Annotated in this window: 15 protein-coding genes; 7 read left to right on the forward strand and 8 right to left on the reverse strand. The window is 71.8% G+C overall.

The window, feature by feature from the left end:
- Positions 1–23: 23 nt before the first annotated feature.
- Both ftsX and ftsE read right to left on the reverse strand, forming a co-directional pair.
- Positions 24–947, reverse strand: coding sequence for a permease-like cell division protein FtsX (gene ftsX / locus ACFYM2_RS20310; protein WP_350230686.1), 924 nt, complete (start codon positions 945–947; stop codon positions 24–26).
- 46 nt (positions 948–993) lie between these two features.
- The gene (ftsE, locus tag ACFYM2_RS20315; RefSeq protein ID WP_359003125.1) at positions 994–1,683 is read right to left on the reverse strand and encodes a cell division ATP-binding protein FtsE; all 690 of its coding nucleotides are present in this window, start codon (positions 1,681–1,683) and stop codon (positions 994–996) included.
- Between the two features lie 277 nt (positions 1,684–1,960).
- Here ftsE and ACFYM2_RS20320 point away from each other — a divergent pair, with 277 nt between their 5' ends.
- Entirely contained in the window at positions 1,961–2,152 is a 192-nt protein-coding gene (locus ACFYM2_RS20320) for a hypothetical protein (RefSeq protein ID WP_388455653.1), read from the forward strand.
- A gap of 119 nt (positions 2,153–2,271) precedes the next feature.
- Here the strand turns inward: ACFYM2_RS20320 and ACFYM2_RS20325 are convergent, their stop codons facing one another.
- The 4 genes from ACFYM2_RS20325 to ACFYM2_RS20340 all read right to left on the reverse strand — a co-directional run bounded on the left by ACFYM2_RS20325 (position 2,272) and on the right by ACFYM2_RS20340 (position 7,911).
- Positions 2,272–3,249: a hypothetical protein gene (locus tag ACFYM2_RS20325; protein ID WP_388837782.1), complete on the reverse strand. Its 978-nt coding sequence runs from the start codon at positions 3,247–3,249 to the stop codon at positions 2,272–2,274.
- Between the two features lie 449 nt (positions 3,250–3,698).
- A complete protein-coding gene (prfB, locus tag ACFYM2_RS20330) occupies positions 3,699–4,805 on the reverse strand; it encodes a peptide chain release factor 2 (RefSeq protein ID WP_359003119.1) in 1,107 nt (368 codons plus the stop codon).
- Positions 4,806–4,895: 90 nt separating this feature from the next.
- On the reverse strand, positions 4,896–6,140 hold the full coding sequence (locus ACFYM2_RS20335) for a serine/threonine-protein kinase (protein ID WP_388837785.1): 1,245 nt from the start codon (positions 6,138–6,140) through the stop codon (positions 4,896–4,898).
- Positions 6,141–6,282: 142 nt separating this feature from the next.
- A complete protein-coding gene (locus ACFYM2_RS20340; protein WP_388837788.1) occupies positions 6,283–7,911 on the reverse strand; it encodes a serine/threonine-protein kinase in 1,629 nt (542 codons plus the stop codon).
- Positions 7,912–8,360: 449 nt separating this feature from the next.
- Between ACFYM2_RS20340 and ACFYM2_RS20345 the strand changes: the two genes are divergently transcribed.
- The 4 genes from ACFYM2_RS20345 (at position 8,361) to ACFYM2_RS20360 (ending at position 15,457) form a co-directional block, all read left to right on the forward strand.
- Positions 8,361–11,591, forward strand: a complete 3,231-nt coding sequence (locus ACFYM2_RS20345; protein ID WP_388837791.1) for an FtsK/SpoIIIE domain-containing protein — start codon at positions 8,361–8,363, stop codon at positions 11,589–11,591.
- A 233-nt stretch (positions 11,592–11,824) separates the two neighbouring features.
- Positions 11,825–13,219 (forward strand): ABC transporter substrate-binding protein, encoded by a 1,395-nt coding sequence (locus ACFYM2_RS20350; protein WP_388837793.1) that lies wholly within the window; start codon positions 11,825–11,827, stop codon positions 13,217–13,219.
- 7 nt (positions 13,220–13,226) lie between these two features.
- Positions 13,227–14,579 carry a sugar ABC transporter permease gene (locus tag ACFYM2_RS20355; protein ID WP_359003111.1) on the forward strand — a complete coding sequence of 451 codons (1,353 nt, stop codon included), beginning with the start codon at positions 13,227–13,229 and terminating at the stop codon, positions 14,577–14,579.
- Positions 14,576–15,457, forward strand: coding sequence for a carbohydrate ABC transporter permease (locus tag ACFYM2_RS20360; RefSeq protein WP_359003109.1), 882 nt, complete (start codon positions 14,576–14,578; stop codon positions 15,455–15,457). The genes ACFYM2_RS20355 and ACFYM2_RS20360 overlap by 4 nt, the downstream gene beginning before the upstream one ends.
- Before the next feature lie 976 nt (positions 15,458–16,433).
- On the opposite strand, the gene ACFYM2_RS20365 is transcribed toward ACFYM2_RS20360, so the two are convergent.
- Positions 16,434–17,060, reverse strand: coding sequence for a TetR/AcrR family transcriptional regulator (locus tag ACFYM2_RS20365; protein ID WP_359003107.1), 627 nt, complete (start codon positions 17,058–17,060; stop codon positions 16,434–16,436).
- Positions 17,061–17,298: 238 nt separating this feature from the next.
- Between ACFYM2_RS20365 and ACFYM2_RS20370 the strand changes: the two genes are divergently transcribed.
- Together ACFYM2_RS20370 and ACFYM2_RS20375 are read left to right on the forward strand one after the other, a co-directional pair.
- On the forward strand, positions 17,299–18,201 hold the full coding sequence (locus tag ACFYM2_RS20370; protein ID WP_388837843.1) for an ABC transporter permease: 903 nt from the start codon (positions 17,299–17,301) through the stop codon (positions 18,199–18,201).
- Positions 18,202–18,211: 10 nt separating this feature from the next.
- Complete coding sequence (locus ACFYM2_RS20375; protein WP_388455747.1) at positions 18,212–19,030, forward strand: ABC transporter ATP-binding protein; 819 nt, start codon at positions 18,212–18,214, stop codon at positions 19,028–19,030.
- Positions 19,031–19,332: 302 nt separating this feature from the next.
- Here ACFYM2_RS20375 and ACFYM2_RS20380 read toward each other — a convergent pair whose 3' ends face one another.
- Positions 19,333–24,318, reverse strand: coding sequence for an NAD-glutamate dehydrogenase (locus ACFYM2_RS20380; protein WP_388837795.1), 4,986 nt, complete (start codon positions 24,316–24,318; stop codon positions 19,333–19,335).
- Positions 24,319–24,694 lie beyond the last annotated feature (376 nt).

Genomic DNA, 24,694 nt, shown 5'->3' on the forward strand with positions numbered 1-24,694 from the left:
GCGGGGGTCGGTCCGGACCTGACTCAGACCTTGAGGTACTTGCGCAGCGCGAGGAAGGCCGCGACGGCGGGCATCAGGACGCTGGCGGCGAGCACCAGCGGGATCTTGGCGAGCACGGCGTTCCATCCGATGAACTTGATGAGGCTCAGGTTCTGCGCCAGCGACATGCCGTGATCGATTATGAAGTACCGCGCCATGACGAGGAGTCCGGCCGCCCCGATGCCGCCGAGCAGCCCGGCGAACGCGGCCTCCATGATGAACGGCGCCTGGATGTAGAAGCTGGACGCGCCGACCAGGCGCATGATCCCGGTCTCGCGGCGGCGGCTGAACGCCGAGACCCGCACCGTGTTGACGATCAGCATCAACGCCACGATCAGCATGATCGCCATGACCGCGAGGGCCGCCGCGTTCATGCCGTTGAGGATCTTGAAGAGGGTGTCCAGGGTGCCGCGCTGGTCCTGCACCGACTCGATGCCGTCCCGGCCCGCGAAGGCGGTCGCCACCACCTTGTACTTCTGCGGGTCCTTGAGCTTGACCCGGAAGGACTCCTGCATCTGGTCGGGGGTGATGGTGCTGGCCATCGGGGTGGAGCCGTACTGGTCCTTGTAGTGCTTGTACGCCTCGTCCTGCGACTCGTACACCACGCTCTGCACGATGTCGAGCTTCTTGAGGTCGGCCTCGATGTCCTTCTTCTGCTGCGCCGTCACCGCGCCCTTGGCGCACTGGGTGACCTTCTCGGTCTCGGCTTCCGCCTTGTTGCACAGGAAGAGGGAGACGTTGACCTTGTCGTACCAGTAATCCTTCATGCTGTTGACCTGGTCCCGCATCAGCAGCGTCCCGCCGAACAGGGCCAGCGAGAGGGCGACGGAGACGACGACGGCGATCGTCATGGTCAGGTTGCGGCGGAGACCGACCCCGATCTCCGAGAGTACGAACTGGGCGCGCATGGCGACTATTTCAGCCTTTCAGTGCTCGACGAGTGCGCTACGGCGCTCAGTGCTGGTAGCCGTAGACGCCGCGCGCCTGGTCGCGTACGAGTCGGCCGGACTCCAGCTCGATGACGCGCTTGCGCATCTGGTCGACGATGTTCTGGTCGTGCGTCGCCATGATGACCGTGGTGCCGGTCCGGTTGATCCGGTCGAGCAGTTTCATGATGCCGACGGAGGTCTGCGGGTCGAGGTTGCCGGTCGGCTCGTCCGCGATGAGCAGCATGGGCCGGTTGACGAAGGCGCGGGCGATGGCCACGCGTTGCTGCTCACCGCCGGACAGCTCACCGGGCCTGCGGTCCTCCTTGCCGGAGAGCCCGACCAGGTCGAGCACCTGGGGCACGGCCTTGCGGATCTCACCGCGCGGCTTGCCGATGACCTCCTGGGCGAACGCGACGTTCTCCGCCACGGTCTTGTTGGGCAGCAGGCGGAAGTCCTGGAAGACGGTGCCCAGTTGGCGCCGCATGTGCGGCACCTTCCAATTGGACAGGCGGGCCAGGTCCTTGCCCAGCACGTGCACCTGCCCGTGGCTGGCGCGCTCTTCCCGCAGGACGAGTCGCAGGAAGGTCGACTTCCCGGAACCGGACGAGCCGACGAGGAAGACGAACTCGCCCTTCTCGATGTCGAGGGAGACTTCCCGCAGGGCTGGTCGGGTCTGCTTGGGATAGGTCTTGGAGACATTGTCGAATCGGATCACGGGTGCACCACGGGGTCGGCCGGGAGTATAGGTGTGCGTGACCTTACGCGAAGGGGACGAGCCCGCGCAGGCCCCGTCCTTGGATGCCCCTTATGTCCCAGGACATGGCCCTTGACGGCGGAGGCCGGGCGGTGATGAATCCGGTGGGGCGCGCCGAACCGCGCGGAAGCTGGCACAGTGGTAGGTGGGAACGGTTGCGTTTCCCTGAGCGTTGAGCGGAGAGACAGCGGGTTGAAGCAGAACACGCCGGCTCCGCCGCGCGGGAGGAGGAGAGCGCATGACCTATGACCGATTGGTGTGCGCCAACTGCGCGGCGCCCGTGAGCGAGGGCCGCTGCCGCGTCTGCCGGGCGAACCGGGAGCGCCTCCAGCAGGAGCACCCGTGGGGGTCCCTGAGCCCCGCCGCCCTGATCACGCTGCTGATCGTGCTGGTGGGCGCCGTGGCGCTGCTGGCCCACCAGACCGTCTGAGACGGGCTGCGGCGGCGCGGGCGGGTACCCGACGACGCCGGTAAGCGAAGAGGGCCCGGGGCGCGTGATCGCGCTCCGGGCCCTCTCGTTTGCCTACGGCGTGTGACTACGGCGTGCGCTTACGCGACGTTGCGGCCGTTGACCACGCGCGGCATGAAGCGGAAGCCGATGCCGCCCGCGATCATGGTCGCGGCGCCGATCAGCAGGAAGGTGGTCCCGCCCGCTCCGGTGGCGGCCAGCTCCTCCTTCTGCTGCCCCTGCTCGACCGGCTGCGACCCGACGGTGTCGGGGTTGGTGCCGGTGTTGCCCGAGGTGCCGGTGGAGCCCGTGGTGCCCGTGGAGCCGGTCGTGCCGGTCGAGCCCGTGGAGCCGGTGCTGCCCGTGCCACCGGAGGTGCTGGCGGAGCCGGTGCTGCCGGTCGAGCCGGTGCTTCCCGTGCCGCCCGTCGAGCCGGTGGAGCCCGTCGAACCGGTCGAACCGGCCGTGCTGGAGCCCGTCGAGCCCGCCGTGGTCGAACCCGTGGACCCGGCCGTCGACGAGCCCGTGGAACCGGCCGTGCTGGAACCGGTCGAACCGGCCGTCGACGAACCCGTCGAACCAGCCGTGCTGGAGCCCGTCGAACCGGCTGTCGACGAACCCGTCGAACCAGCCGTGCTGGAACCGGTCGAACCGGCCGTCGACGAACCCGTCGAACCGGCGGTGCTGGAACCGGTGGAGCCCTCCGTGCTGGAGCCCGTGGACCCGGCCGTCGACGAGCCCGTCGAACCGGCCGTGCTGGAACCGGTCGAACCGGCCGTGCTGGAGCCCGTGGAGCCCTCCGTCGACGAACCGGTCGAACCGGCCGTGCTGGAGCCCGTGGAGCCCTCCGTCGACGAACCGGTCGAACCGGCCGTGGTGGAGCCCGAGGAATTCGTGCCACCCGTGGTGCTGCACAGCGGGTCGGTCGGCGCGCACGTGCCGCCGAGCGTGAGTGCGGGCGGGGTGGAGTCGCCGGAGCCGACGGCCTGGGCCGCCCCCGCAGCGGTCAGGGACGCACCGGCGGCGATCACCGCGCCGGCGGCTATCCGCGCGACGCGCAGCCGCGTGTTCTTGGTCATCTGCTTGCTACCCCCAGTAGCCGATCTCGTCATGGAGCAGCGCCCGGGGCGGCAACACCGGGCGGACCGTAAAAGCCCCTCCCCCGTCACACGCGCCCCAGAGTTACGCATGCCGCGCGCTAGCTTTGCCAGTTTTAAAGAGGGCGTCAAGGCCGTTGCGCACGCAATGTCCGATATCGACTCACTTGCCGGGCGTACGGGAATACGACTGTGACAGAAGACCCGAACTGGCGCCCAACAAAAGGAAGTTCCGATGTCGACAAAGCGCCGAGTCGCCCCACTCAAGCTTGCGCCAGCTAATTCGGCGCAGGAGGAGACCGGAGGAGATCCGTGCCCGCCGCCTCCCCGCCGAACCACCGTCGCGGCACACGCATCCCGAGTACGACGGACGGCGCCGGTCCCCTTGAGCGGGGACCGGCGCCGTCGTGTCCGTACCTACGCGTACGGGCTTACTTCTCCTGCTGCTTGCGCCAGCGGATGCCGGCTTCGAGGAAGCCGTCGATCTCGCCGTCGAGCACCGCCTGCGGGTTGCCGACCTCGAACTCGGTGCGCAGGTCCTTGACCATCTGGTACGGGTGCAGGACGTACGAACGCATCTGATTGCCCCAGGAGTTGCCGCCGTCGCCCTTGAGGGAGTCCATCAGCGCCTGCTCCTCCTGGCGGCGGCGCTCAAGGAGCTTGGCCTGAAGGACGTTCATGGCGCTCGCCTTGTTCTGGATCTGGGAGCGCTCGTTCTGGCAGGACACCACGATGCCGGTCGGCACGTGCGTGATGCGGACCGCGGAGTCGGTGGTGTTGACGCCCTGGCCGCCGGGGCCGGACGCGCGGTACACGTCGATGCGCAGCTCGGTCTCGTCGATGTCGACGTGGTCGGACTGCTCGACGACCGGCAGCACCTCGACGCCCGCGAAGGACGTCTGGCGGCGGCCCTGGTTGTCGAAGGGCGAGATGCGCACCAGGCGGTGCGTGCCCTGCTCCACGGAGAGCGTGCCGTAGGCGTAGGGCGCGTTGACCACGAAGGTGGTCGACTTGATGCCGGCCTCTTCCGCGTACGAGGTCTCGTACACCTCGGTCTTGTAGCCGTGGCGCTCGGCCCAGCGCAGGTACATGCGCTGAAGGCGCTCGGCGAAGTCGGAGGCGTCGACGCCGCCGGCCTCTGCGCGGATGTTGACCAGCGCCTCACGGGCGTCGTACTCGCCGGACAGGAGGGTGCGGACCTCCATCTCGTCCAGCGCCTTGCGCACGGACTCCAGCTCGGCCTCGGCCTCGGTGCGGGTGTCCGGGTCGTCCATCTCCTCGGCGAGCTCGAAGAGCACCGCCAGGTCGTCGATCCGGCTGCGCAGGGCCTCGGTCTTGCGCAGCTCCGCCTGGAGGTGCGACAGCTTGCTGGTGATCTTCTGCGCCGCCTCCGGGTCGTCCCAGAGGGACGGGGCGGCCGCCTGCTCTTCGAGCGCAGCGATATCTGCCCTCATCGTGTCGAGGTCCAGGACGGCCTCGATCGACCCCATGGTCGAGGAGAGGGACTTCAGCTCTTCGGATACATCGACGACTGCCACGGGTCCAGCGTAACGGCTGCGCGCTCCGGCGTTCCCCGGGCCGCCGGATCACGGGCCCGCCAGCCCGCTCCGGCCTCGCCCCGGCGCCGCCTAGGGGACGACGGGCGCCGAGTTCTTGGTGTCGTGCGGCGGCGACTGGGAGCCGGAGTCGTCACTCAGGGCCAGCCAGCCGCCGACGCCGACCGCGGCGGCCAGGGCGACCGCGGCCGTCGTCAGGACCAGGCGGCGCTTGCGGACCTGGTCGGCGCGGTGCCGGGCCGAGCCGGGCCGTGGCGTGCCCGCCGGGCGCGGCGCGCGGGCGGTGCCGAGGGGGCCGCCGGCCAGCTCGTCGGGGCCCGGCACCCGCATGCTGGTGTGGGTGTCGCGGTTCGCGGAGTCGTGCGGCGCCCCGGGCACCAGCGGGACCGCGCCGCGCCGGGGGCTGGTGGGAGCGGTCGGGTACGGGTCCTCGTACGCCTCCTCGTCCGGGTCACCCTCGGCGCCGGGCTCGTCCACGTCCAGCGGGGGCATGCCCGCGACCAGGGGGAGCAGTTCGCGCAGCCGGGCCGAGAGTTCGGAGGCGCGCAGGCGGGAGGCCGGCGCCTTGGCAAGGCACTGGACGATCAGCTGCCACAGCTCGTCGGGGATGCCGGGCAGCGGGACCACGGTCTCGGTCACATGGCGGCGCAGGACGGCGCCGGGGTGGCCGCCGCCGAACGGGGTGAAGCCCGCGAGCAGTTCGTACAGGACGGTGGCGAGCGCGTAGATGTCGACGGCGGCGCGCGGCGGCAGGCCCTCGACGATCTCGGGGGCGAGGTAGTCCGGGGTGCCGATGATGCGGGTCGCCTTGGTGCGGCGCGGGGTGTCGATGAGCTTGGCGACGCCGAAGTCGGTGAGCAGCGCGGGGTGGGCGCCGCCGGGGCCGAGCGGGCCCTGCATGTCCAGGAGGATGTTCTCGGGCTTGACGTCGCGGTGCACGATGCCCGCCGCGTGCGCGGCGGCGAGTCCGTCGGCGACGTCGGCGGCGATGGCAACGGCCGCCTCGGGGGCCAGTCTGCGCTCGCGGTCGAGCCGGGTGCGCACGTCCGTGCCCCGGATCAGGTCCATGACCAGGGCGAGGTCGTTGCCGTCGACCACCAGGTCGCGTACGCCCACCACATGGGGGTGGTCGAGGCCGAGCAGGGCTGTGCGCTCCTGCACGAAGCGGCCTACCAGCTCCTGATCGGCCGCGAGGTCTTCGCGCAGCAGCTTGATGGCGACGGGCCCCTCGGGTCCCTCGCCGAGCCACACCGTGCCGGCGCTCCCCCGGCCCAGGATCTGGTGGGCGGTGTACCGGCTGCCGATATTCCGTGCCAAGACTGCTCCCTCAGCGGCTGGCTGTGCACGCTGAGGCTACGCGGCCGGGACGCCAACCTTCACTTCCGGCGCCGAAATCACCCTCTGGAAGTCGACAAATCCACGAACTCGCGTCCCGCGCGGGCGACGCGAGGCCCCGTGATCACTGCTTCGCCGCGCTGCCGATGCTCTTGATCCAGCCGGATACCGTCGAAATCCCGTCACCGATCGCCTGCCAGTAGCTCTTGCCCTGGGCGACCCAGTCCTGGAGCGGGGTGAGCTCCCAGATCAGCCAGCCCGCCACGAAGAGCAGCACGAACGTGAACAGGCAGCCCTTGAGGCAGCCGAGGCCCGGAATGCGCATCCGGTTCGGGCTGCGCCGGCGCGGCTCGCGGGGCTCCCTTGGCTCACGCGCGGGGGCCTGCGGCTGCGGGGCCTGCGGCTGCGGCGCGTACTGCTGGCGCGGCGGCTCGTAGTGCTGCGGCTGCTGGTAGGACCCCGGCGGGGGCGCGTACTGCTGCTGGTGCTGGGGCGGGCGCTGGTGGCCCTGTGGCGGACGCTGCTGGCCGTAGCCCTGCGGGGGCTGCTGCTGGCGGTGCGGGCGGCGGCGCAGGGGGTCCTGGTCGGGCGGGAGGTAGCCGACCTGGGTCTGCTCGTTGCGGTCGCGGGCCGCCTGGAGCTGGGACTGCCAGGGGTGCGGTTCCTGCGGCTGGGGCTGCCCCTGCGGGACCGGCGGCATGACGGCGGTCGGGTCGGCGTGGGGGCCCTGCCCCGTCTGCGGGAGCACCGAGGTGCGCGCGGCCGGGTCGTAGGAGGCCGCGTTGCTCGGCAGCACCTGGGTGGGGTCGGCGGCGCCCGGCGCGTCGGGGACCGGCGCGGGCGCCGGATCGGGCGCGAGGAGCGCGCCCACGCCGTCGGCCGCCTCGACCTGGGCGGGGGTGGAGTGCACCCCGATGCCGGCCGCGACGACGCGCAGCCCGCGCGCCAGGTTCTCGGCGCTCGGGCGGCGCTCGGGATCCTTGCTGAGGCAGCGCTCGATGACCGTCCACAGCGGGGCGGGCACCGTCGTGGGACGGCGCGGCTCCTCGCTGAGGTGGCGGTGCAGCACTTCGAGCGCGGTGCCGCCGGCGAACGGCGGACGCCCGGTGACCAGCTCGTACAGCAGGATCCCCGCGCCGTAGATGTCCACGGCCGAGGTCTGGGGCCGGCCCTCGGCGGACTCCGGCGCGACATAGGCCGGGGTCCCGACGAACTCGTGCGTACGGGTCAGGCCCGGGGAGTCGGCGAGGCGGGCGATGCCGAAGTCGGTGAGCATCGGGCGCATCACGCCGTCGCGCTCGTCCAGGAGGACGTTGGCGGGCTTCAGATCGCGGTGCACCACGCCGTCGGCGTGGCTCGCGGCGAGCGCGTCGGCGATCTGCGCGGTGAGCAGCGCGGCGGCGACCGGCGTGAGCGGGCCGTTCTCGCGGATGTAGCGGTGCAGGTCGGGGCCGTCGACCAGGTCCATGACCAGGGCCAGCAGATCGCCCTCGACGACCAGGTCGCGGGTGCGCACGATGTTGTCGTGGCGCAGCCGCAACAGGACGGAGCGCTCGCGCAGGAAGCGCATCACCACGTCCGCGTCGTTGGCGAGCTCTTCCTTGAGGACCTTGATGGCCACGGTCTCGCCCGGCTGGCCCGCGACGGACGCCTCGGACCCCGCGGTCTCGCGCTGGCGGGCTCGCCAGACGGTGCCCGTGGCGCCGCGTCCGAGCGGCTCCTCGAGCAGGTACTTGCTGCCTACCGGCCGCACGTCATGCGCTCCCTGCTGCTCGCGTCCATTGCTGGGGGTTTCCGGCCCACTCTAATGCCGCCCCCGGCGGTCCCGGCGGGTCGTGGGCTCGGCGCCACGGGGTTGTTCACGCTCTTCTCCCGCGTCCCGGGGCGCTCCCGGGGAGGGCGCGTCACGCTTTTCGGGGAAGACGCGCCCCTCGTGGGGAGACGCGCCCCTCGTACGGAAGGTTGCCGAACGACCGTGCCAGGCATCCGTCGCACATGCCCCACTCGGTCGCAACCAGCCACTTTTGCGTCCACTTTTGCGCGCCGAGCCGACCAATCAAGATCAATTCGAGGTGGGCGACGGGCGTGTTGTCAGTGGCAGGTGCGAGGATGCCCCCAGCACGAATTGTGTGCCGGGTGGGGGGAATCACAAGGCTGCTCCCCCTTTCGCGGCACCCCCGCGCAGAAGGGACCGCCGAGGCGATGCAGATCCGGCTGACCGTCCTCGCGCCGCGCAGCGGCCACGCTGTGGCGCGCGCCTGTGACGTGCTCGTCACCGCCCCGGCGGGGACGGCGCTCGCGGCCGTCGCCTCGGGCCTCGCGTCGGCCGCGTCCGGCGCCGAGGTGTCGGGCGCCTCCGTGGTGCTGTTCGCGGGCCGTGACCGGCTCGACCCCCAGCGCCGCGTCCTCGGCGAGCCGCCGCTTGTGGACGGCGCGGTGCTCTCGCTCGCGGTCCCGGCCGAGGACGAGCCGGCCCACGACGGCCCGGCCCCGGCCCGGCTGCACGTGGTGGCGGGGCCCGACGCGGGCGGGGTCCATCTGCTGCACGGCGGCCGCGTCGTCATCGGCCGCTCCACGGAGTCCGACGTCGCGCTCGACGACCCCGACGTCTCGCGCCGGCACTGCGCGGTCACCGTCGGCGAGGACGGCCGCGTGAGCGTCGCCGATCTCGACTCCACCAACGGCACCCGGATCGACGGCGGGGAGATCGGCGCCCGGCCGGTCCGGCTCGCCCCCGGCGCGCTGCTGCGGATCGGCGAGTCCGCGCTGCGCCTCACGCCCGGCGGGCCCGGCGCGGAGCCGTCCCTCGCGACCACGCCGGACGGCGAGGGCCACCTCCGGGTCACCCCGGCCCCGGCGTCACCCCTGGCCGCGGACCCCCAACAGGCAAGCGGCGCGGCCCCGTTGGAAGCCCGGCCCGGCACGTCCCCGTCGTCCCCAACCGCTCCCCCGCCCACCTCACCTCCCTCACCTCCCTCCGGTTCCGCCGGTTCCTCCGGGGCGCCCCCGCACGCGGCCTCCTCTTCTTCCCGTACGGCCCCTCCCGGCCCGGCTTCCTTCCGTACCGACTCGGGTCCCGCCTCAGGACCCGGCGGGCACGAGCAGCCGTACGGCGAGCGCTTCGACGCGTTCGGTACGCCCCAGGCCCCCAGGGGACACGGACACGACGACCGGGACGACCGGCGGGAGCAGGGGCCCAGCAGGCGCCAGGGCACCCCGACGCGCGGCACCCGGCTGCCGGAGCACATGCGCCAGGCGATCGACGAGGTCGAGCACGCGCGCGCCGACCAGGGCGACGGCGGCCGCAGGCGGGGCGGGATAGGAGCATGGGCGCGGCGGCTGGCCGGCGGGCGCGGCGAGCCGGCCCCCGAGCAGGCACCGGCGGAGCCGGACGAGTTCCCGGCCGCGCCCACGCCCGAGAGCTGGCCCGACCCGGCCGCGCTGCTCCTGACCGCGCTCGGCCCCGGCCCCCGGCTGTGGGAGCGCGGCCCCGGCCACCCGGAGGCGCTTGCCGTACGGCTCGGCACGGCGGACCGGGGCGAGCTCGCGGCCGTGCCGGTCACGGTGGGGCTGCGCGAGGCGGGCTCGCTGGGCCTCGCGGGGCCCCGCGAGCGGCTTGCGGGCCTGGCCCGCTCGGCGATCGCCCAGCTCGCCGCGCTGCACGCGCCGGCCACCCTGGAGATCGTCCTCATCAGCACGGACCGCGCACGCGGCCTCCAGGCGCGCACCGCCGAGTGGGACTGGCTCGGCTGGCTCCCCCAGGTGCGCCCCGCGCACGGCCAGGACTGCCGGCTGCTGCTCGCCTACGACCGCGACCAGGCAGCGGCCCGCATCGCCGAGCTGACCAGAAGACTCGACGCGGGCCCGCTCGGCCCGGGCTGGGCCTCCGCGGACCGGGGCGCGGTGGCCGAGGCGGCCGCCCGCTACGAGGGCCCCTTCACGGTGGTCGTCGTGGACGGCGACCCGGGCTCGGCCCCGCTGCGCGAGAGCACCGCGCGCCTCGCCGCGGCCGGCGCCGCCGCAGGGATCCATCTGCTGTGCCTGGCCGAGACCCCGGCCGCGTCCGCCTCCTCCCCCGTCGCGGCCACCTATGAGACGGCGTGCGCGGCCTCGCTCGCCTTCCGCGAGTGCGGGGCGGTCGCCCTGCTCAGCGGCGATGTGGCCACCGCGCTGCGCCTGGTGCGCATCGCGGGCGGCCACCCGGCGGGCCACGGCACGGTGGCGACGGTGGACGCGGTGTCGCGGCCCTGGGCCGAGCGGTTCGCCCGCGCGCTGGCCCCGCTGCGCACCGGCGACGGCGCGACGGCATCGGCGGGGCGGCTCGCCTCGTCGCTGCCGGGAACCTCGCGCCTGCTTGACGAGCTGGGGCTCGCCCGGGCCACCCCCGCGTCCCTGATGGCCCGCTGGGAGTCGGCGCCCGACGGCACGGTGGTGCTCGGCACCGGGCCGCGCGGCCCGCTCGGCGTGGACCTGGTGTCCGAAGGCCCCCACCTATTGATCGAAGGCCCGCCCGGCAGCGGCCGTACGGAGCTGTTGCGGGCGGCGGCCGCCTCCCTCGCGGCAGGGGCGCGCCCCGACCGGCTCGGCCTGATCCTGGTCGACGGCGCGGGCGGCGAGCGCGGCGACGGCCTGCGACCGTGCACCGAACTGCCGCACGTCTCCACGCACTTGGTCGCCTCCGACCCCGTACGGATGCGGGAGTTCGCGCAGGCGCTCGGGGCCGAACTGAAACGCAGGGCCGAGCTGTTGGGCGGCCTCGGCTTCACCGCGTGGCAGGAGCGGCGCGAGATCGCCGGCCGTCTGGTGGGCCAGCGCCAGGCGCCCGCCACGGAGAGCCGGGGCGACCTCGATCCGCCCGGCAGCAGCACCTTGCGCCTGCGCCCGGTCTCCCGTGAGCGCGCGGACGACGGTCCGGCGCTGCCCCGCCTTGTCGTCCTGGTCGACGATCTGGACGCGCTGGTCGCGCCCGCCCTCGGCAGCCCGGGCCGGCCCGCCGCCGGTTCGGTCGTCCGCGCCCTGGAGGCGGTGGCCAGGGACGGCGAGCGCCTCGGGGTGCACCTGGTGGCGTCCTCGGCCCGGCCCGACCGCACGGCCGACACCGAGCTCGCGCGCGGCGCCCGCCACCGGGTGGTCCTCGACGCGCCGCCCGCCGTCCCCTCGCCAGACGAGCCGTCCCCGGGCCGTGGCCGGCTGCACCAGGCGGACGGGGTGTCCGTCCCCTTCCAGGGCGGCCGCGTCACCGGGCGCATACCGCGCACCGCGACGCAGCGCCCGACGGTCGTGGTCCTGGAGTGGGAGCGGATGGGCGACCCGCCGGCCCGCAGGCCCGTCCGCGAACTCGGCAACGGTCCGACCGACCTGGCCCTGCTCGCCAGCGCCCTGGAGCGCGCGGCGTCCTTGGTCAACGCCTGCCCGGTGGGACCGCTGACGTAGGGACCGGAGCCCGCCGCGCCCGCCCAGGTGATCAACCCGGCCGCAAGGGGCGGTAGTCGGGACATCCCGGCATGACCCAACGTCACAAGCCCATTACGATCACCGAGTTGACCGTGAAGGCGGTATTGCGGGGCCCCGGCGCCCGGCGTAGGACTGTCGCACGGGACGAGAGCGGCGGCGCCTGCGTCACCGGGCGCGGCAGTTCGTACGCGCACGGGAGAGACGGGGCACGCATGCGCACCACTGGCACAGTCCGCACCACCGCAGGCACCAGCACACCCGGCCGCACCTTCGTGGCCGCCCTGGCCGTAGGCGCTCTCGCGCTCGGCGCCACCGCGTGCGGCGGTGGCGACGGCAAGAAGGACACGCCGTCCACGAGCGCCACCCGCACGACATCGGCCTCCGGCGTCCAGCTCCCCCGGCTCGACGGCGAGAAGATCGAGGTCGCCGCGGTGTGGACGGGGGCCGAGCAGGCCAACTTCGTCAAGGTGCTCAAGGAGTTCGAGAAGCGGACCGGCGCCACCGTCACCTTCGTCCCCGCCCAGGACCCCATCGTCAACTTCCTCGGCACGAAGATCGCCGGCGGCAGCCCGCCCGATGTGGCCATGCTGCCCCAGGTCGGCGCGATCCAGCAGGCCGTGGCGAAGAAGTGGGCCAAGCCGGCCGGTCCCGAGGCCAAGGCGCAGCTCACCGCGAACTACTCCAAGGTGTGGCAGGACCTGGGCGCGGTCGACGGCACCCAGTACGGGGTGTACTTCAAGGCCGCCAACAAGTCCCTGGTCTGGTACAACACCAAGGTCTTCGACAACGCGGGCGCCACCCCGCCCACGACGTGGAAGAACTTCCTCAGCACCGCCGACACGATCTCCGCCTCCGGTGTGACCCCGGTGTCCGTCGGCGGCGCGGACGGCTGGACCCTCACCGACTGGTTCGAGAACGTCTATCTCTCCCAGGCCGGGCCCGAGAAGTACGACCAGCTGGCCAAGCACGCCATCAAGTGGACCGACCCGTCCGTGAGGGACGCGCTCACCACGCTCGCCCAGCTCTTCGGCAAGCCGAACCTGATCGCGGGCGGCACCGACGGCGCGCTCCAGACCGAGTTCCCCGCCTCCGTCACCCAGACGTTCACCGGCGGCGACCATCCCAAGGCGGGCATGGTCTTCGAGGGCGACTTCGCCTCGGTCAACATCGCGGAGACCTCCGCCAAGGTCGGCACCGACGCGAAGGCGTTCCCCTTCCCCGCGGTGGGCGACAAGGCGCCGGTGGTCACCGGCGGCGACGCGGCGGTGGCCCTGAAGGACACCAAGGGCGCGCAGGCTCTGCTGACCTGGCTGGCGTCCACCGACGCGGCGAAGATCGCGGCGGGCTCCGGCGGCTTCATCTCGCCCAACAAGGCCCTCGACTTCGGCGCGTACCCCAACGATGTGCAGCGCGGCATCGCCAAGGCGCTGGTCGCGGCCGGGGACAACGTACGTTTCGACATGTCGGACCAGGCCCCGCAGTCCTTCGGCGGCACCCCCGGCAAGGGCGAGTGGAAGGACCTCCAGGACTTCCTCAAGAACCCCTCCGACGTCGCGGGCACCCAGTCCAAACTGGAGGCCGACGCGGCCGCGGCGTTCAAGAACTGACCCCGCGATGACCACCGCCACGGCGGGGGGCGCCCCGCCGCCCGCCGCGCCCCCCGCGCCCAGGACCCGCAAGAGCGTCACCGCCACGCGCAAGTGGATCGCGGCCGTGTTCCTGCTGCCCGCGCTCGTGCTGCTCGGCGCGCTCGTCGTCTATCCGATCGGTTTCTCGGTCTACCGCTCGTTCTTCGACCAGTCGGGGAACTCCTTCGCCGGGATCGACAACTACAAGACCCTGTTCACCGACCACACCATCCGTACGGCGGTGAAGAACAACGCGATCTGGGTCGTCTGCGCCCCCACCATCGCCACCGCCCTCGGCCTGATCTTCGCCGTGCTGACCGAACGGGTGCGCTGGGGAACGGCGTTCAAGCTCGTCGTCTTCATGCCGATGGCGATCTCCATGCTCGCCGCGGGCATCATCTTCCGCCTGGTGTACGAGCAGGACCCGGCGCGCGGGGTGGCCAACGCGGTCGTGGTGGGCGTGCACGACACGTTCACCGACGCGGCCGGCTACCCGAAGGCGCATCCGCTGCCGACCGCGCCGCTCAAGGACGGCGGCGGGGGCACGTTCCTCACCCGTGGCCCGGTGCGGGCCGGCCATCCCGTGCTGCTGCCCCTGGTGGGCGTCGCCGCCGACGCGATGCCGTCGTCGGCCGCGCCCGCGAAGGCCGCCCCCAGCACCCCGGGCAAGGTCACCGGCACGGTCTGGCTCGACTTCACCAAGGGCGGCGGCGGGCGGCCGACCGTCATCGACCCCAAGGAGCTCGGCCTCAAGGGCATGAAGGTCGAGGCGGTGCGCGGCGGCAAGGTGGTCGCCTCGGCCACGGCGGCCGCGGACGGTACGTTCTCGCTGCCGGCCACGGCCGACGGGGCCCAACTCCGGCTCCCCGAAAGCAACTTCCACGCCCCGTACAACGGCGTCGAATGGCTGGGCCCGGCCCTGGTCACCCCCGCCATCATCGGCTCGTACATCTGGATGTGGGCGGGGTTCGCGATGGTGCTCATCGCGGCGGGCCTGGCGGGCCTGCCACGGGAACTGCTCGAAGCGGCGCGGGTCGACGGCGCGAACGAGTGGCAGGTGTTCCGCCGGGTGACGGTCCCGCTGCTCGCGCCGGTGCTCGCGGTCGTCCTGGTGACGTTGATGATCAACGTCCTGAAGATCTTCGACCTGGTCTTCATCATCGCCCCCGGCTCCAGCCAGGCCGACGCGAACGTGCTCGCCCTTCAGCTCTACCGCTCGTCCTTCGGCACGGAGGCGGACCTGGGCATCGGCAGCGCGATCGCGGTTCTGCTGCTGCTGCTCGTGATCCCGGTGATGCTGTTCAATGTCCGCCGCATGCGACGGGAGGCGAGGCGATGACCGCCGTCGAAGGGATCGTCAGGGCCCGGCAGTCGTTGCCCGCGCGGATCGCCTCGCGGGCCGGCGGCGGGGCGCTGCGCGTCTTCCTGATCCTGGTCGCGCTGTTCTGGCTGATGCCGACCGTCGGGCTGCTGCTCTCCTCGCTGCGCAGCCCCGCCGACATCGCCTCGACCGGCTGGTGGAAGACGTTCGCCGACCCGTCCCGGTTCACCTTCCACAACTACGCCAGCCTGCTCGACAACAGCACGATCACCAACTCCCTCCTGTCCACGATCACGATCACCGTCCCGGCCACCGTTCTGGTCGTCGTGATCGGATCCCTCGCGGGCTACGCGTTCGCGTGGATGGACTTTCCCGGGCGTGACTGGTGGTTCATGGTCGTGGTGAGCCTGCTGGTGGTGCCGGTGCAGGTCGCGCTCGTGCCGGTCGCCAAGCTCTTCGGCCAGATCGGGATCTTCGAGACGACGGCCGGCGTGATCATCTTCCACGTCGCCTTCGGCCTGCCGTTCGCGATCTTCCTGCTGCGCAACTTCTTCGCGGAGATCCCGCGCGAGCTGCTTGAGGCCGCGCGGCTCGACGGGGCGGGCGAGATCCGGCTGTTCACCCGGGTCGTGATGCCGCTGGGCGGGCCGGCGATCGCCTCGCTCGGCATCTTCCAGTTCCTGTGGGTGTGGAACGACATGCTGGTCGCGCTGATCTTCGCCGACTCCAAGCATCCGCCGATCACGGTGGCGCTTCAGCAGCAGGTCCGGCAGTTCGGCAACAACATCGATGTGCTGGCGCCGGGGGCGTTCGTGTCGATGGTGATTCCGTTGGCGGTGTTCTTCGCGTTTCAGCGGCAGTTTGTGTCCGGGGTGATGGCCGGCGCGGTGAAGTAACCCCCCACCCCCCGGGCCGACCGCCCCGGCCCGGGGGCCTCCGAGGTGCGGGCCGGGGTCGATGGGTTTCGGCCGAACCCCGGGGCCCTTCGGCGTGCGGGCCGGGCCGGTTGCCCCAGCCGAGCCCCGGGGGCCTTCGGAGCGCGGGCCGTACGTGGCTGGTCGCGCAGTTCCCCGCGCCCCTGGCAGGGTCGGTGCTGGCCTGCATCGCCACCCTCAGCCCGTCCGGCGTTTGAGGACGAGGCCGTTCAGGCCGAACGGGGTCTGGGGCGGAGCCCCAGGGACGTCGGCTGCGGGCCGTGGTCGCTCCTCGCGCAGTTCCCCGCGCCCCTGACGGGGTCGGTGCTGGCCCGTATGCACATACCTCAGCCCGTCCGGCGTTTGAGGACGAGCGCCTTCAGCGCGAACGGGGTCTGGGGCGGAGCCCCAGGGACGTCGGCTGCGGGCCGTGGGCGCTTATCGCGCAGTTCCCCACGCCCCCGGCGGGGTTGGTGCTGGCCCGTGTGCACATACACCCAGCCCGTCCGGCGTTTGAGGACGAGGCCGTTCAGGCCGAACGGGGCCTGGGGCGGAGCCCCAGGGACCCCGGCTGCGGGCCGTGGGCGCTTCTCGCGCAGTTCCCCGCGCCCCTGACGGGGTTGGCGCTGGCCCGTATCGGCACCCTCAGCCCGTCCGGCGTTTGAGGACGAGGCCGTTCAGGCCGAACGGGGTCTGGGGCGGAGCCCCAGGGACGTCGGCTGCGGGCCGTGGGCGCTTCTCGCGCAGTTCCCCGCGCCCCCGGCGGGGTTGGCGCTGGCCCGTATCGGCCCCCTCAGCCCGTCCGGCGTTTGAGGACGAGCGCGTTCAGCGCGATCGGGGTCTGGGGCGGAGCCCCAGGGACGTCGGCTGCGGGCCGTGGTCGCTCCTCGCGCAGTTCCCCGCGCCCCCGGCGGGGTTGGCGCTGGCCCACCCGCATACCCAGCCGGGGTCCGGCCCGTTACGCCGTCAGCGCGGCCACCGCCGACTTGGCCAGATCGTCCAGGTACCCCTTCGGCAGGGGACCCTTGACCACGACGAGCCGCCAGTACAGCGGACCCACGATCAGATCGAGCGCCCGGTCGGGATCCGCCCCGGCCGCCAGCTCACCCCGCTCGACCGCCTCCCGTACCACCACCGCCGCCACCCCCTGCTGCCCGTCGAGCAGCGCCGTCTTGATCGCGTCGGCGATCTCCGGATGGCGTACGGACTCGACGAGCAGATCCGGGATGACCTGCGAGGCGATGGGGTGGCGCAGCGCGAGCGAGGCCACCGCGAGCAGCGCCCGGATGTCCCCGTACAGCGACCCCGTGTGCGGCACCGGAAGCCCCTGCTCGGCGAAGACGGACACCAGGTCCAGGACCAGGCTGAGCTTGGACTTCCAGCGCCGGTAGACCGCCGTCTTGCCGACCCCGGCGCGCCGCGCGATCCCCTCGATGGACATCCGGGCGAACCCGACCGCGGCAAGTTCCTCGAAAACGGCCTTGCGGATGGCGTCCGTGACGTCCTCACGCAGCACGGCCGCCCCGGCGGGCGCGCGCCGCGACGGCGGTCGGCTTGCGGGAGTCTCCGGGTCCGTCTTGGTCATGGCTTGAGCATAGCGTTGCGACGAGACGGTTGCGTTGCGACGTACCGCGTCCTACTCTCGTCGTTGCGACGATACGGTCCCGTCCCGTCGCAAGCCCTCCCCCCCGCCCGGGAACCCTCCCGTCGCGAGTGATCCCCCGCCCCCGGGAAGCCTCCCGGGGCCCCCGGCGAAAGCGACCGTAGTGAGCCAGACCGCAGCTGCGCGACCGACCGCAGCACCCTCGGCAGCGTCGGCATCCATCCCGACGCAGTCCACCCGCAGCTCCGCCGGCGACCAGAACCTCAGCCCGGCCGAACTGGCCGCCAAGTACGGCCTGAAGGTGAGCGGCGCCCGCCCGACGCTGCCCGACTACGTACGCCAGCTGTGGGCCCGGCGCCACTTCATCACCGCGTTCGCCACCGCCAAGCTGACCGCGCAGTACAGCGAGGCGAAGCTGGGTCAGATCTGGCAGCTGATGACGCCGCTCCTGAACGCGGCGGTGTACTACTTCATCTTCGGCATCCTGATGGGCAACAAATCCAGCACGCCGGACTACATCCCGTGGCTGGTCACGGGCGTGTTCATCTGGACCTTCACGGCCAACTCGATCATGTCGGGCACCCGCGCGATCACCGGCAACATCGGCCTGGTGCGCGCGCTGCACTTCCCGCGCGCCTCGCTGCCCGTCTCGCTCGCCCTCCAGCAGCTCCAGCAGCTGCTGTTCTCGCTGGCGGCGCTGGCGATCATCATCATCGGCTTCGGGCAGCTGCCGGGCGCCTCGTGGCTGCTGCTCGTGCCGGCGCTCGTCCTGCAATCGATGTTCAACACGGGCCTGTCCCTGGTGATGGCCCGGGTCACCGCGAAGACCCCGGACGTCGCCCAGGTGATGCCGTTCGTCCTGCGCACCTGGATGTACATGTCCGGCGTGATGTGGAACCTCGCCCCGCAGCTGCACAAGCTGCCGCACGTGGTGGGCCGGCTGCTCGGCCTCAACCCGGTCGCCGTCTACATCGACCTGGTCCGGTTCGCCATGATCAAGAGCTTCCACGCCAAGCAGCTGCCGCCGCACGTGTGGCTGGTGGCCGGGGGCTGGGCCTTCGTCGCGCTGGCGGCGGGCTTCATCTACTTCTGGAAGGCAGAGGAGCAGTACGGCCGTGGCTGACACCGACACCCTGACCCCGAAGACCTCGAAGACCCCGAAGACCACGACGGACTCGCCGGGCACCCCCGGCACCCCGACCGTCATCGCCGACGACGTGCACATCGTGTACAAGGTCGTCGGCGGGGGCGCCAAGAACAAGGGCGGCGCCACCGCCGCGCTCAACCGCATCGTCTCGCGCAAGGAGAGCCCGGGCCTGCGCGAGGTGCACGCGGTGAAGGGCGTGAGCTTCGTGGCCCGGCGCGGCGAGGCGATCGGCCTCATCGGCTCCAACGGCTCGGGCAAGTCGACCCTGCTCAAGGCGATCGCGGGGCTGCTCCCCACCGCGCGGGGCAAGATCTACACGCAGGGCCAGCCGTCACTGCTCGGCGTGAACGCGGCGCTGATGAACGACCTGACGGGCGAACGCAACGTCACGCTCGGCGCGCTCGCCATGGGCATGTCCCGCGAGGAGGTGCGTGAGCGCTACGACGACATCGTCGACTTCTCCGGGATCAACGAGAAGGACGACTTCATCTCGCTGCCCATGCGCACGTACTCCTCCGGGATGGGTGCCCGGCTGCGCTTCTCCATCGCGGCCGCCAAGAACCACGACGTACTGCTCATCGACGAGGCCCTGGCCACGGGGGACGCCCGCTTCCAGCGTCGCAGCCAGGAGCGCATCACCGAGCTGCGCAAGGAGGCCGGCACGGTGTTCCTGGTCAGCCACAGCAACGCGTCGATCAGGGAGACCTGCGAGCGGACGCTGTGGCTGGAGTCGGGCACGCTGCGGATGGACGGGCCGACGGACGAGGTACTGGCGGCGTACGAAAGCTTCACGAAGAAGAGGTGACCAACGCGGGCCGGCCCCGGCCCCGCCGGGGGCGCCCGTGCCGGCCTCCCCCAACCCTGCCGGGGCCCGGGGAAGCCGAACCTGCCCATGCGGGCCGGCCCCGGATGCTCAAGGGGCGCGGGGAACTGCGCGAGGAGGGGTCAGGGCCCCGCGCCGTGCAAACCGGACCCGGCGGCCTACGGAGCCGGCGTGGTCAGGAAGGGCTCCACCCGCCCGACCGTGCCCCGAGCACGCGAAGGGGGCGCCCACCGTGATGGTGGGCGCCCCCTTCAACGGTTCACGGTCCCGGGCCGTTCACCGCCTCAGCTGTGCGTGCGCAGCAGCGTCCGCATGGTCCGCATCGCGACCGACAGGTTCGCCAGGTCGAAGGCGTCGGAGGACTGGATCTCCTCCAGAGTGGTGCGGGCGCGGCCCAGGATCGCCGCGTTCTGCTCGTCCCACGCCTTGAAGCGCTCCTCCGGCGAGCTGGTGCTGTCGCCGGCCGACAGGACGTCCTGCGTCAGGGCGGCGTGCGTGGCGAACAGGTCCTCGCGGATGGCGGCGCGCGCCATCGACTGCCAGCGGTCGGCGCGCGGCAGCTCGATGATCCGATCGAGCAGCTTGGCGATCCCCAGCCGGTCGGCCAGGTCGTAGTAGACCTCCGCGACCTGGAGGGGTTCCTTGCCGGTGCGGGCCGCGATGGCCACGATGTCCAGCGCGGGGAAGGCCGAGGAGAACCCGGCGACCCGTCGCGCGAGCTCATCCGGGACACCCGCCCCGGTCAGCTCCTCCAGGATGCTCTGGTGCCACTCCAGGTCGGCGCCGCGCAGCAGCTCCGTCAGCGCGTCCCAGACCTGGGCGACACCGGCCGAGAAGTCCTCGATCGTCTCGGCGATCCGGAGCGGCTGCGGCCGGTTGTTGAGCAGCCAGCGGGTGCCGCGCTCCACCAGACGGCGCGAGTGCAGCCGGATCCGGGTCTGGACGTCGGCGTCGACCTTGTTGTCCAGCGCCTCCACCGCGTCCCACACGCCGTTCACGCCGAAGATCTCGCGGGCCGCGGCGTGCGCCCGCACGATCTCTTCGAGCGAGGCCCCGGTCTCCTCGCGGAGGCGGTGCAGGAAGGTCGAACCACCGATGTTGACGGTGTCGTTGACCAGCACCGTGGTGATGATCTCGCGGCGCAGCGCGTGTCCGTCGACCGCCTCGGTGAACTTCTCGCGCAGCTGCTCGGGGAAGTAGGCGTGCAGGAGCTTGGCGAGGTACGGGTCGTCCGGGAGCACCGTGTGGATCAGCTCGTCGGCCACCGTGATCTTGGTGTACGCGAGCAGGACGGCGAGCTCGGGCTGGCTGAGCCCCTTGTTGCCGTTGAGCAGTTCCCGGATCTGGCGGTCGTTCGGCAGGAACTCCAGCGCGCGGTCCAGGTGCCCGTCCCGGCCCAGACGGCGCATGAAGCGCTGGTGGGCGTGGAGCAACGAGGGCGACTGCGCGACCGCGTTGGCCAGCGCCACGTTCTGCGCGTAGTTGTTGCGCAGCACCAGATGACCGACCTCGTCGGTCATCGCGGCGAGGATCTTGTTGCGCTGCTTGACGGTCATGTCGCCGTCGGTGACGAGCCCGTTGAGCAGGATCTTGATGTTCACCTCGTGGTCGGAGGTGTCCACGCCGGCGCTGTTGTCGATGGCGTCGGTGTTGACCTTGCCGCCCTCGCCGTCGGGGCCGCCCTTGCGGTCGAACTCGATCCGGCCGAGCTGGGTCAGACCCAGGTTGCCGCCCTCGCCGACGACCTTGACCTGCAGGTCCTCGCCGTTGACGCGGATCGCGTCGTTGGCCTTGTCGCCGACGTCCGCGTTGGACTCCGCGGACGACTTCACATACGTACCGATGCCGCCGTTCCACAGCAGGTCGACCGGCGCCTTCAGGATCGCCTGCATCAGGTCGGCCGGGGTCAGCTTGGTGACGCCTGCCGGGATGCCCAGGGCCTCACGGATGTGCGTGTTCAGCGGGATCGACTTGGCGGTGCGGGGGTGGATGCCGCCGCCGGCCGAGAGCAGTTCCTTGTTGTAGTCGGCCCAGCTGGAGCGCGGCAGGTCGAACAGGCGGCGGCGCTCGGCGTAGGAGACGGCCGCGTCCGGCTTCGGGTCGATGAAGATGTGCCGGTGGTCGAAGGCGGCGACCAGGCGGATGTGCTCCGAGAGCAGCATGCCGTTGCCGAACACGTCGCCCGACATGTCGCCGACGCCGACGACCGTGAAGTCCTCGCTCTGGGTGTCGTGGCCGAGCTCGCGGAAGTGCCGCTTGACGGACTCCCAGGCGCCCCGGGCGGTGATGCCCATGCCCTTGTGGTCGTAGCCGGCGGAGCCGCCGGAGGCGAAGGCGTCGCCGAGCCAGAAGTCGTAGCTGATCGCCACGTCGTTGGCGATGTCCGAGAACGTCGCGGTGCCCTTGTCGGCGGCGACCACGAGGTAGGTGTCGTCCTCGTCGTGACGGACCACGTCGGCCGGGGGCACGACCTCGCCGCCGACCAGGTTGTCGGTGATGTCGAGCAGCGCCGAGATGAACGTCTTGTAGCTGGCGATGCCCTCGGCGAGCCAGGCGTCGCGGTCCACCGACGGGTCGGGCAGCTGCTTGGCGACGAAACCGCCCTTGGCGCCCACCGGCACGATGACGGTGTTCTTCACCATCTGCGCCTTGACCAGGCCAAGGATCTCGGTGCGGAAGTCCTCACGCCGGTCCGACCAGCGCAGACCACCGCGGGCGACCTTGCCGAAGCGCAGGTGGACGCCCTCCACACGCGGCGAGTACACCCAGATCTCGAACTGCGGGCGGGGCGCCGGGAGATCGGGGATCGCCTGCGGGTCGAACTTCATCGAGATGTACGCGTGGGGCTTGCCCTCGGCGTTCTTCTGCCAGTAGTTGGTGCGCAGCGTCGCCTTGATGACGGTCAGGAAGGAGCGCAGGATGCGGTCCTCGTCCAGGCTCGCGACCTGGTCGAGGGCGCCGTCGAGCTCTTCGAGCAGGCCGTCGATGAGCTCGGTGCCGGCCTTCTGGCGCTCGGGCGAGAGCCGCGCCTCGAAGAGCGAGATCAGCAGCCGGGTGGTGTGGACGTTGTCGCGGAGGGTGTCCTCCATGTAGTCCTGGCTGAAGGTGGAGCCGGCCTGGCGCAGGTACTTGGCGTAGGCGCGCAGCACCATCGCCTGGCGCCAGTTGAGGCCGGCGCGCAGCACCAGGGAGTTGAAGCCGTCGTTCTCGGCGGCGCCGGTCCAGGTGGCGGCGAAGGCCTCCTGGAAGCGCTCGCGGGCGTCGTCGCCCAGGTGGTCGCCGCTGTTCTTCTTCGGCATGCGCAGGCCGAAGTCGTAGATCCAGGCGTGCGTACGGTCGGCACAGCGCAGCTCGTAGGGCCGCTCGTCGGTGACCTCGACGCCCAGGCGCTGGAGGACCGGGAGCACCGCGGAGAGCGAGACCTGCTCGCCGATCCGGTAGATCTTGAAGCGGCGCTCGCCGGGTGCGGCGCCCACCGGCTCGTACAGCGAGAGCGCGAAGTCCCGCCGCCCGTGCGTCAGTTGCTCCAGGTGGACGAGGTCGGCGACGGCCGCGCGCGGCGAGTGGTCGGCCTTGTAGCCCTCGGGGAAGGCGTGTCCGTAGCGGCGCAGCAGCTCGGCGGCGCGCTCCTCGCCGCACTCGGCGTTCAGCGCGTCGGAGAAGCCGTCGGCCCAGGAGCGGGCGGCGTCGACCAGGCGGGCCTCGATGCGCTCGGAGTCGGCGTCGGTGAGCTCGGTGAGCTCGGTGCCGGCCGGGACGCGGACCACGAAGTGCAGCCGGGACAGGATCGACTCGGTGTTCCAGGCGGTGAAGTCGACGCTGGTGCCGCCGAGCTCTTCCATCAGGATGTCGATGAGCCGCAGCCGTACGCCCGTGGTGTAGCGGTCGCGCGGCAGGTAGACCAGCGCCGAGTAGTAGCGGCCGTACTCGTCCTGCCGCAGGTAGAGGCGCAGCCGGCGCCGCTCCTGGAGGTACAGGACGGAGGTCACGATGGAGCGCAGCTGGTCGGCGGGGGTCTGGAACAGCTCGTCGCGCGGGTAGGTCTCCATGATCTGGAGCAGGTCGCGGCCGTCGTGGCTGTTGGGCGAGAAGCCCGCGCCCTTGAGGACTTCCTGGACCTTGCGGCGCACGACCGGCACCCGGCGCACGGACTCGGTGTACGCGGCCGAGGAGAACAGGCCGAGGAAGCGGCGCTCGCCGATCACGTTGCCCTGCTCGTCGAACTTCTTGACGCCGACGTAGTCGAGGTAGGACGGGCGGTGCACGGTGGCGCGGCTGTTGGCCTTGGTCAGCACGAGCAGCTTGTGCTCACGGGCCTTGGCGCGGGCGTCGGCGGGCAGCCGGCTGAAGGACGGCGAGACGGGGTGGGCCTCGTCCTCGCCGTGCTTGGGGTCGGACCGCAGGATGCCGAGGCCGGTGCCGGGGACGGCGGAGAGCGAGTCGTCGTCGGTGAGCTGGTACTCGCGGTAGCCGAGGAAGGTGAAGTGGTCGGTGGAGAGCCAGCGCAGCAGCTCCCTGGCCTCGTCGATGTCCTCGTCGAGCAGGTCGCCGGCCTTCGGCTCCTTGGGCAGCTCGTCGGCGATGCGCAGCGCGGCGTCGCGCATCTTCTCCCAGTCCTCGACGGCTTCGCGTACGTCGGACAGGACGCGCAGCAGATCGGCGGTGATCTGCTTCAGGTCGGCCCGGTCGGTCTCGCGGTCGATCTCGACGTGGATCCAGGACTCGGTGAGCGCGTCGTGCGGCAGGTCGGCCGTCTGGGTCCCGGTGTCCAGGACCTCGATGAGCTTGCCGGTCAGATCGCGGCGCACGACCACCTGCGGGTGGATGACCACGTGGATGCCACGGCTCTGCCGGGACAGCTCGTTGGTGACCGAGTCCACGAGGAAGGGCATGTCGTCGGTGACGACCTCGACGACGGAGTGGCTGCACGTCCAGCCGTTCTCCTCGACCGTCGGGGTGTGCACCCGGACGTTGGCGGTGCCCTGTGGCCGGTTCTCCGCGAGGCGGTAGTGGGAGAGTGCCGCGCCGAAGACGTCGACCGGGTCGCGGTCGGCCAAGTCCTCGGGTGCGGTGTGCAGGTAGTAGCGCTGGAGGTATCCGAGGAGGACGCCCTGGTCGGGTCCTTCCTCGCTCGTGGCCTCGGTCGTGGCCGCCCGGTCGCTCCTGGGGGTGTCCCCCAGGGCTCCGGGCCCCCCGGCCGGGCTGTTCTCAGCTACCCGGGCCGCCCGTGCGAGCAGCTCGGCCTTGGCTTCGTCCAGCTTGGTCTGCATGTCCTCTGGCTCCTGTCGCGCGCCGTTGCGTGACGTAGGGGAAAGAAGCGACGCAACGCCACGACGCGGGGTGTCCGGTCGGTGTCGACGCTATGCCGCGATGGGAGATACCCGGGCGCATACCGGCCAATTGTGTGGCTGGGGGCCTTGATTCCGGGTGGGGGGAATCAGCGACTGCCCGGGCACGGTCGTGCGCCGGGCGCAGGGCAGAGGCATCAGTGCCTCCGCGACATATCGCGCTGATCACGGGACTAGGCTATCGCTCCTGGGCCCCGGATCGTCATGAGCCTCTTGTGTACAAAAGCGGGCCTCAGAGTTGGACACTCTGGACAGCGCACCCGCCGACGGCCGCGTCCGTGACCCGTCGCGGAGGCGC

This window comes from Streptomyces sp. NPDC006711 (assembly GCF_042869775.1).
GTDB lineage: Bacteria > Actinomycetota > Actinomycetes > Streptomycetales > Streptomycetaceae > Streptomyces.

What these genes read in the sequence shown, in the direction of transcription:
- ftsX (WP_350230686.1), bottom strand. Translation starts at nt 947, where the DNA reads ATGCGCGCCCAGTTCGTACTCTCGGAGATCGGGGTCGGTCTCCGCCGC.
- ACFYM2_RS20320 (WP_388455653.1), top strand. Translation starts at nt 1,961, where the DNA reads ATGACCTATGACCGATTGGTGTGCGCCAACTGCGCGGCGCCCGTGAGC.
- ACFYM2_RS20325 (WP_388837782.1), bottom strand. Translation starts at nt 3,249, where the DNA reads ATGACCAAGAACACGCGGCTGCGCGTCGCGCGGATAGCCGCCGGCGCG.
- ACFYM2_RS20345 (WP_388837791.1), top strand. Translation starts at nt 8,361, where the DNA reads ATGCAGATCCGGCTGACCGTCCTCGCGCCGCGCAGCGGCCACGCTGTG.
- ACFYM2_RS20350 (WP_388837793.1), top strand. Translation starts at nt 11,825, where the DNA reads ATGCGCACCACTGGCACAGTCCGCACCACCGCAGGCACCAGCACACCC.
- ACFYM2_RS20355 (WP_359003111.1), top strand. Translation starts at nt 13,227, where the DNA reads ATGACCACCGCCACGGCGGGGGGCGCCCCGCCGCCCGCCGCGCCCCCC.
- ACFYM2_RS20360 (WP_359003109.1), top strand. Translation starts at nt 14,576, where the DNA reads ATGACCGCCGTCGAAGGGATCGTCAGGGCCCGGCAGTCGTTGCCCGCG.
- ACFYM2_RS20365 (WP_359003107.1), bottom strand. Translation starts at nt 17,060, where the DNA reads ATGACCAAGACGGACCCGGAGACTCCCGCAAGCCGACCGCCGTCGCGG.
- ACFYM2_RS20380 (WP_388837795.1), bottom strand. Translation starts at nt 24,318, where the DNA reads ATGCAGACCAAGCTGGACGAAGCCAAGGCCGAGCTGCTCGCACGGGCG.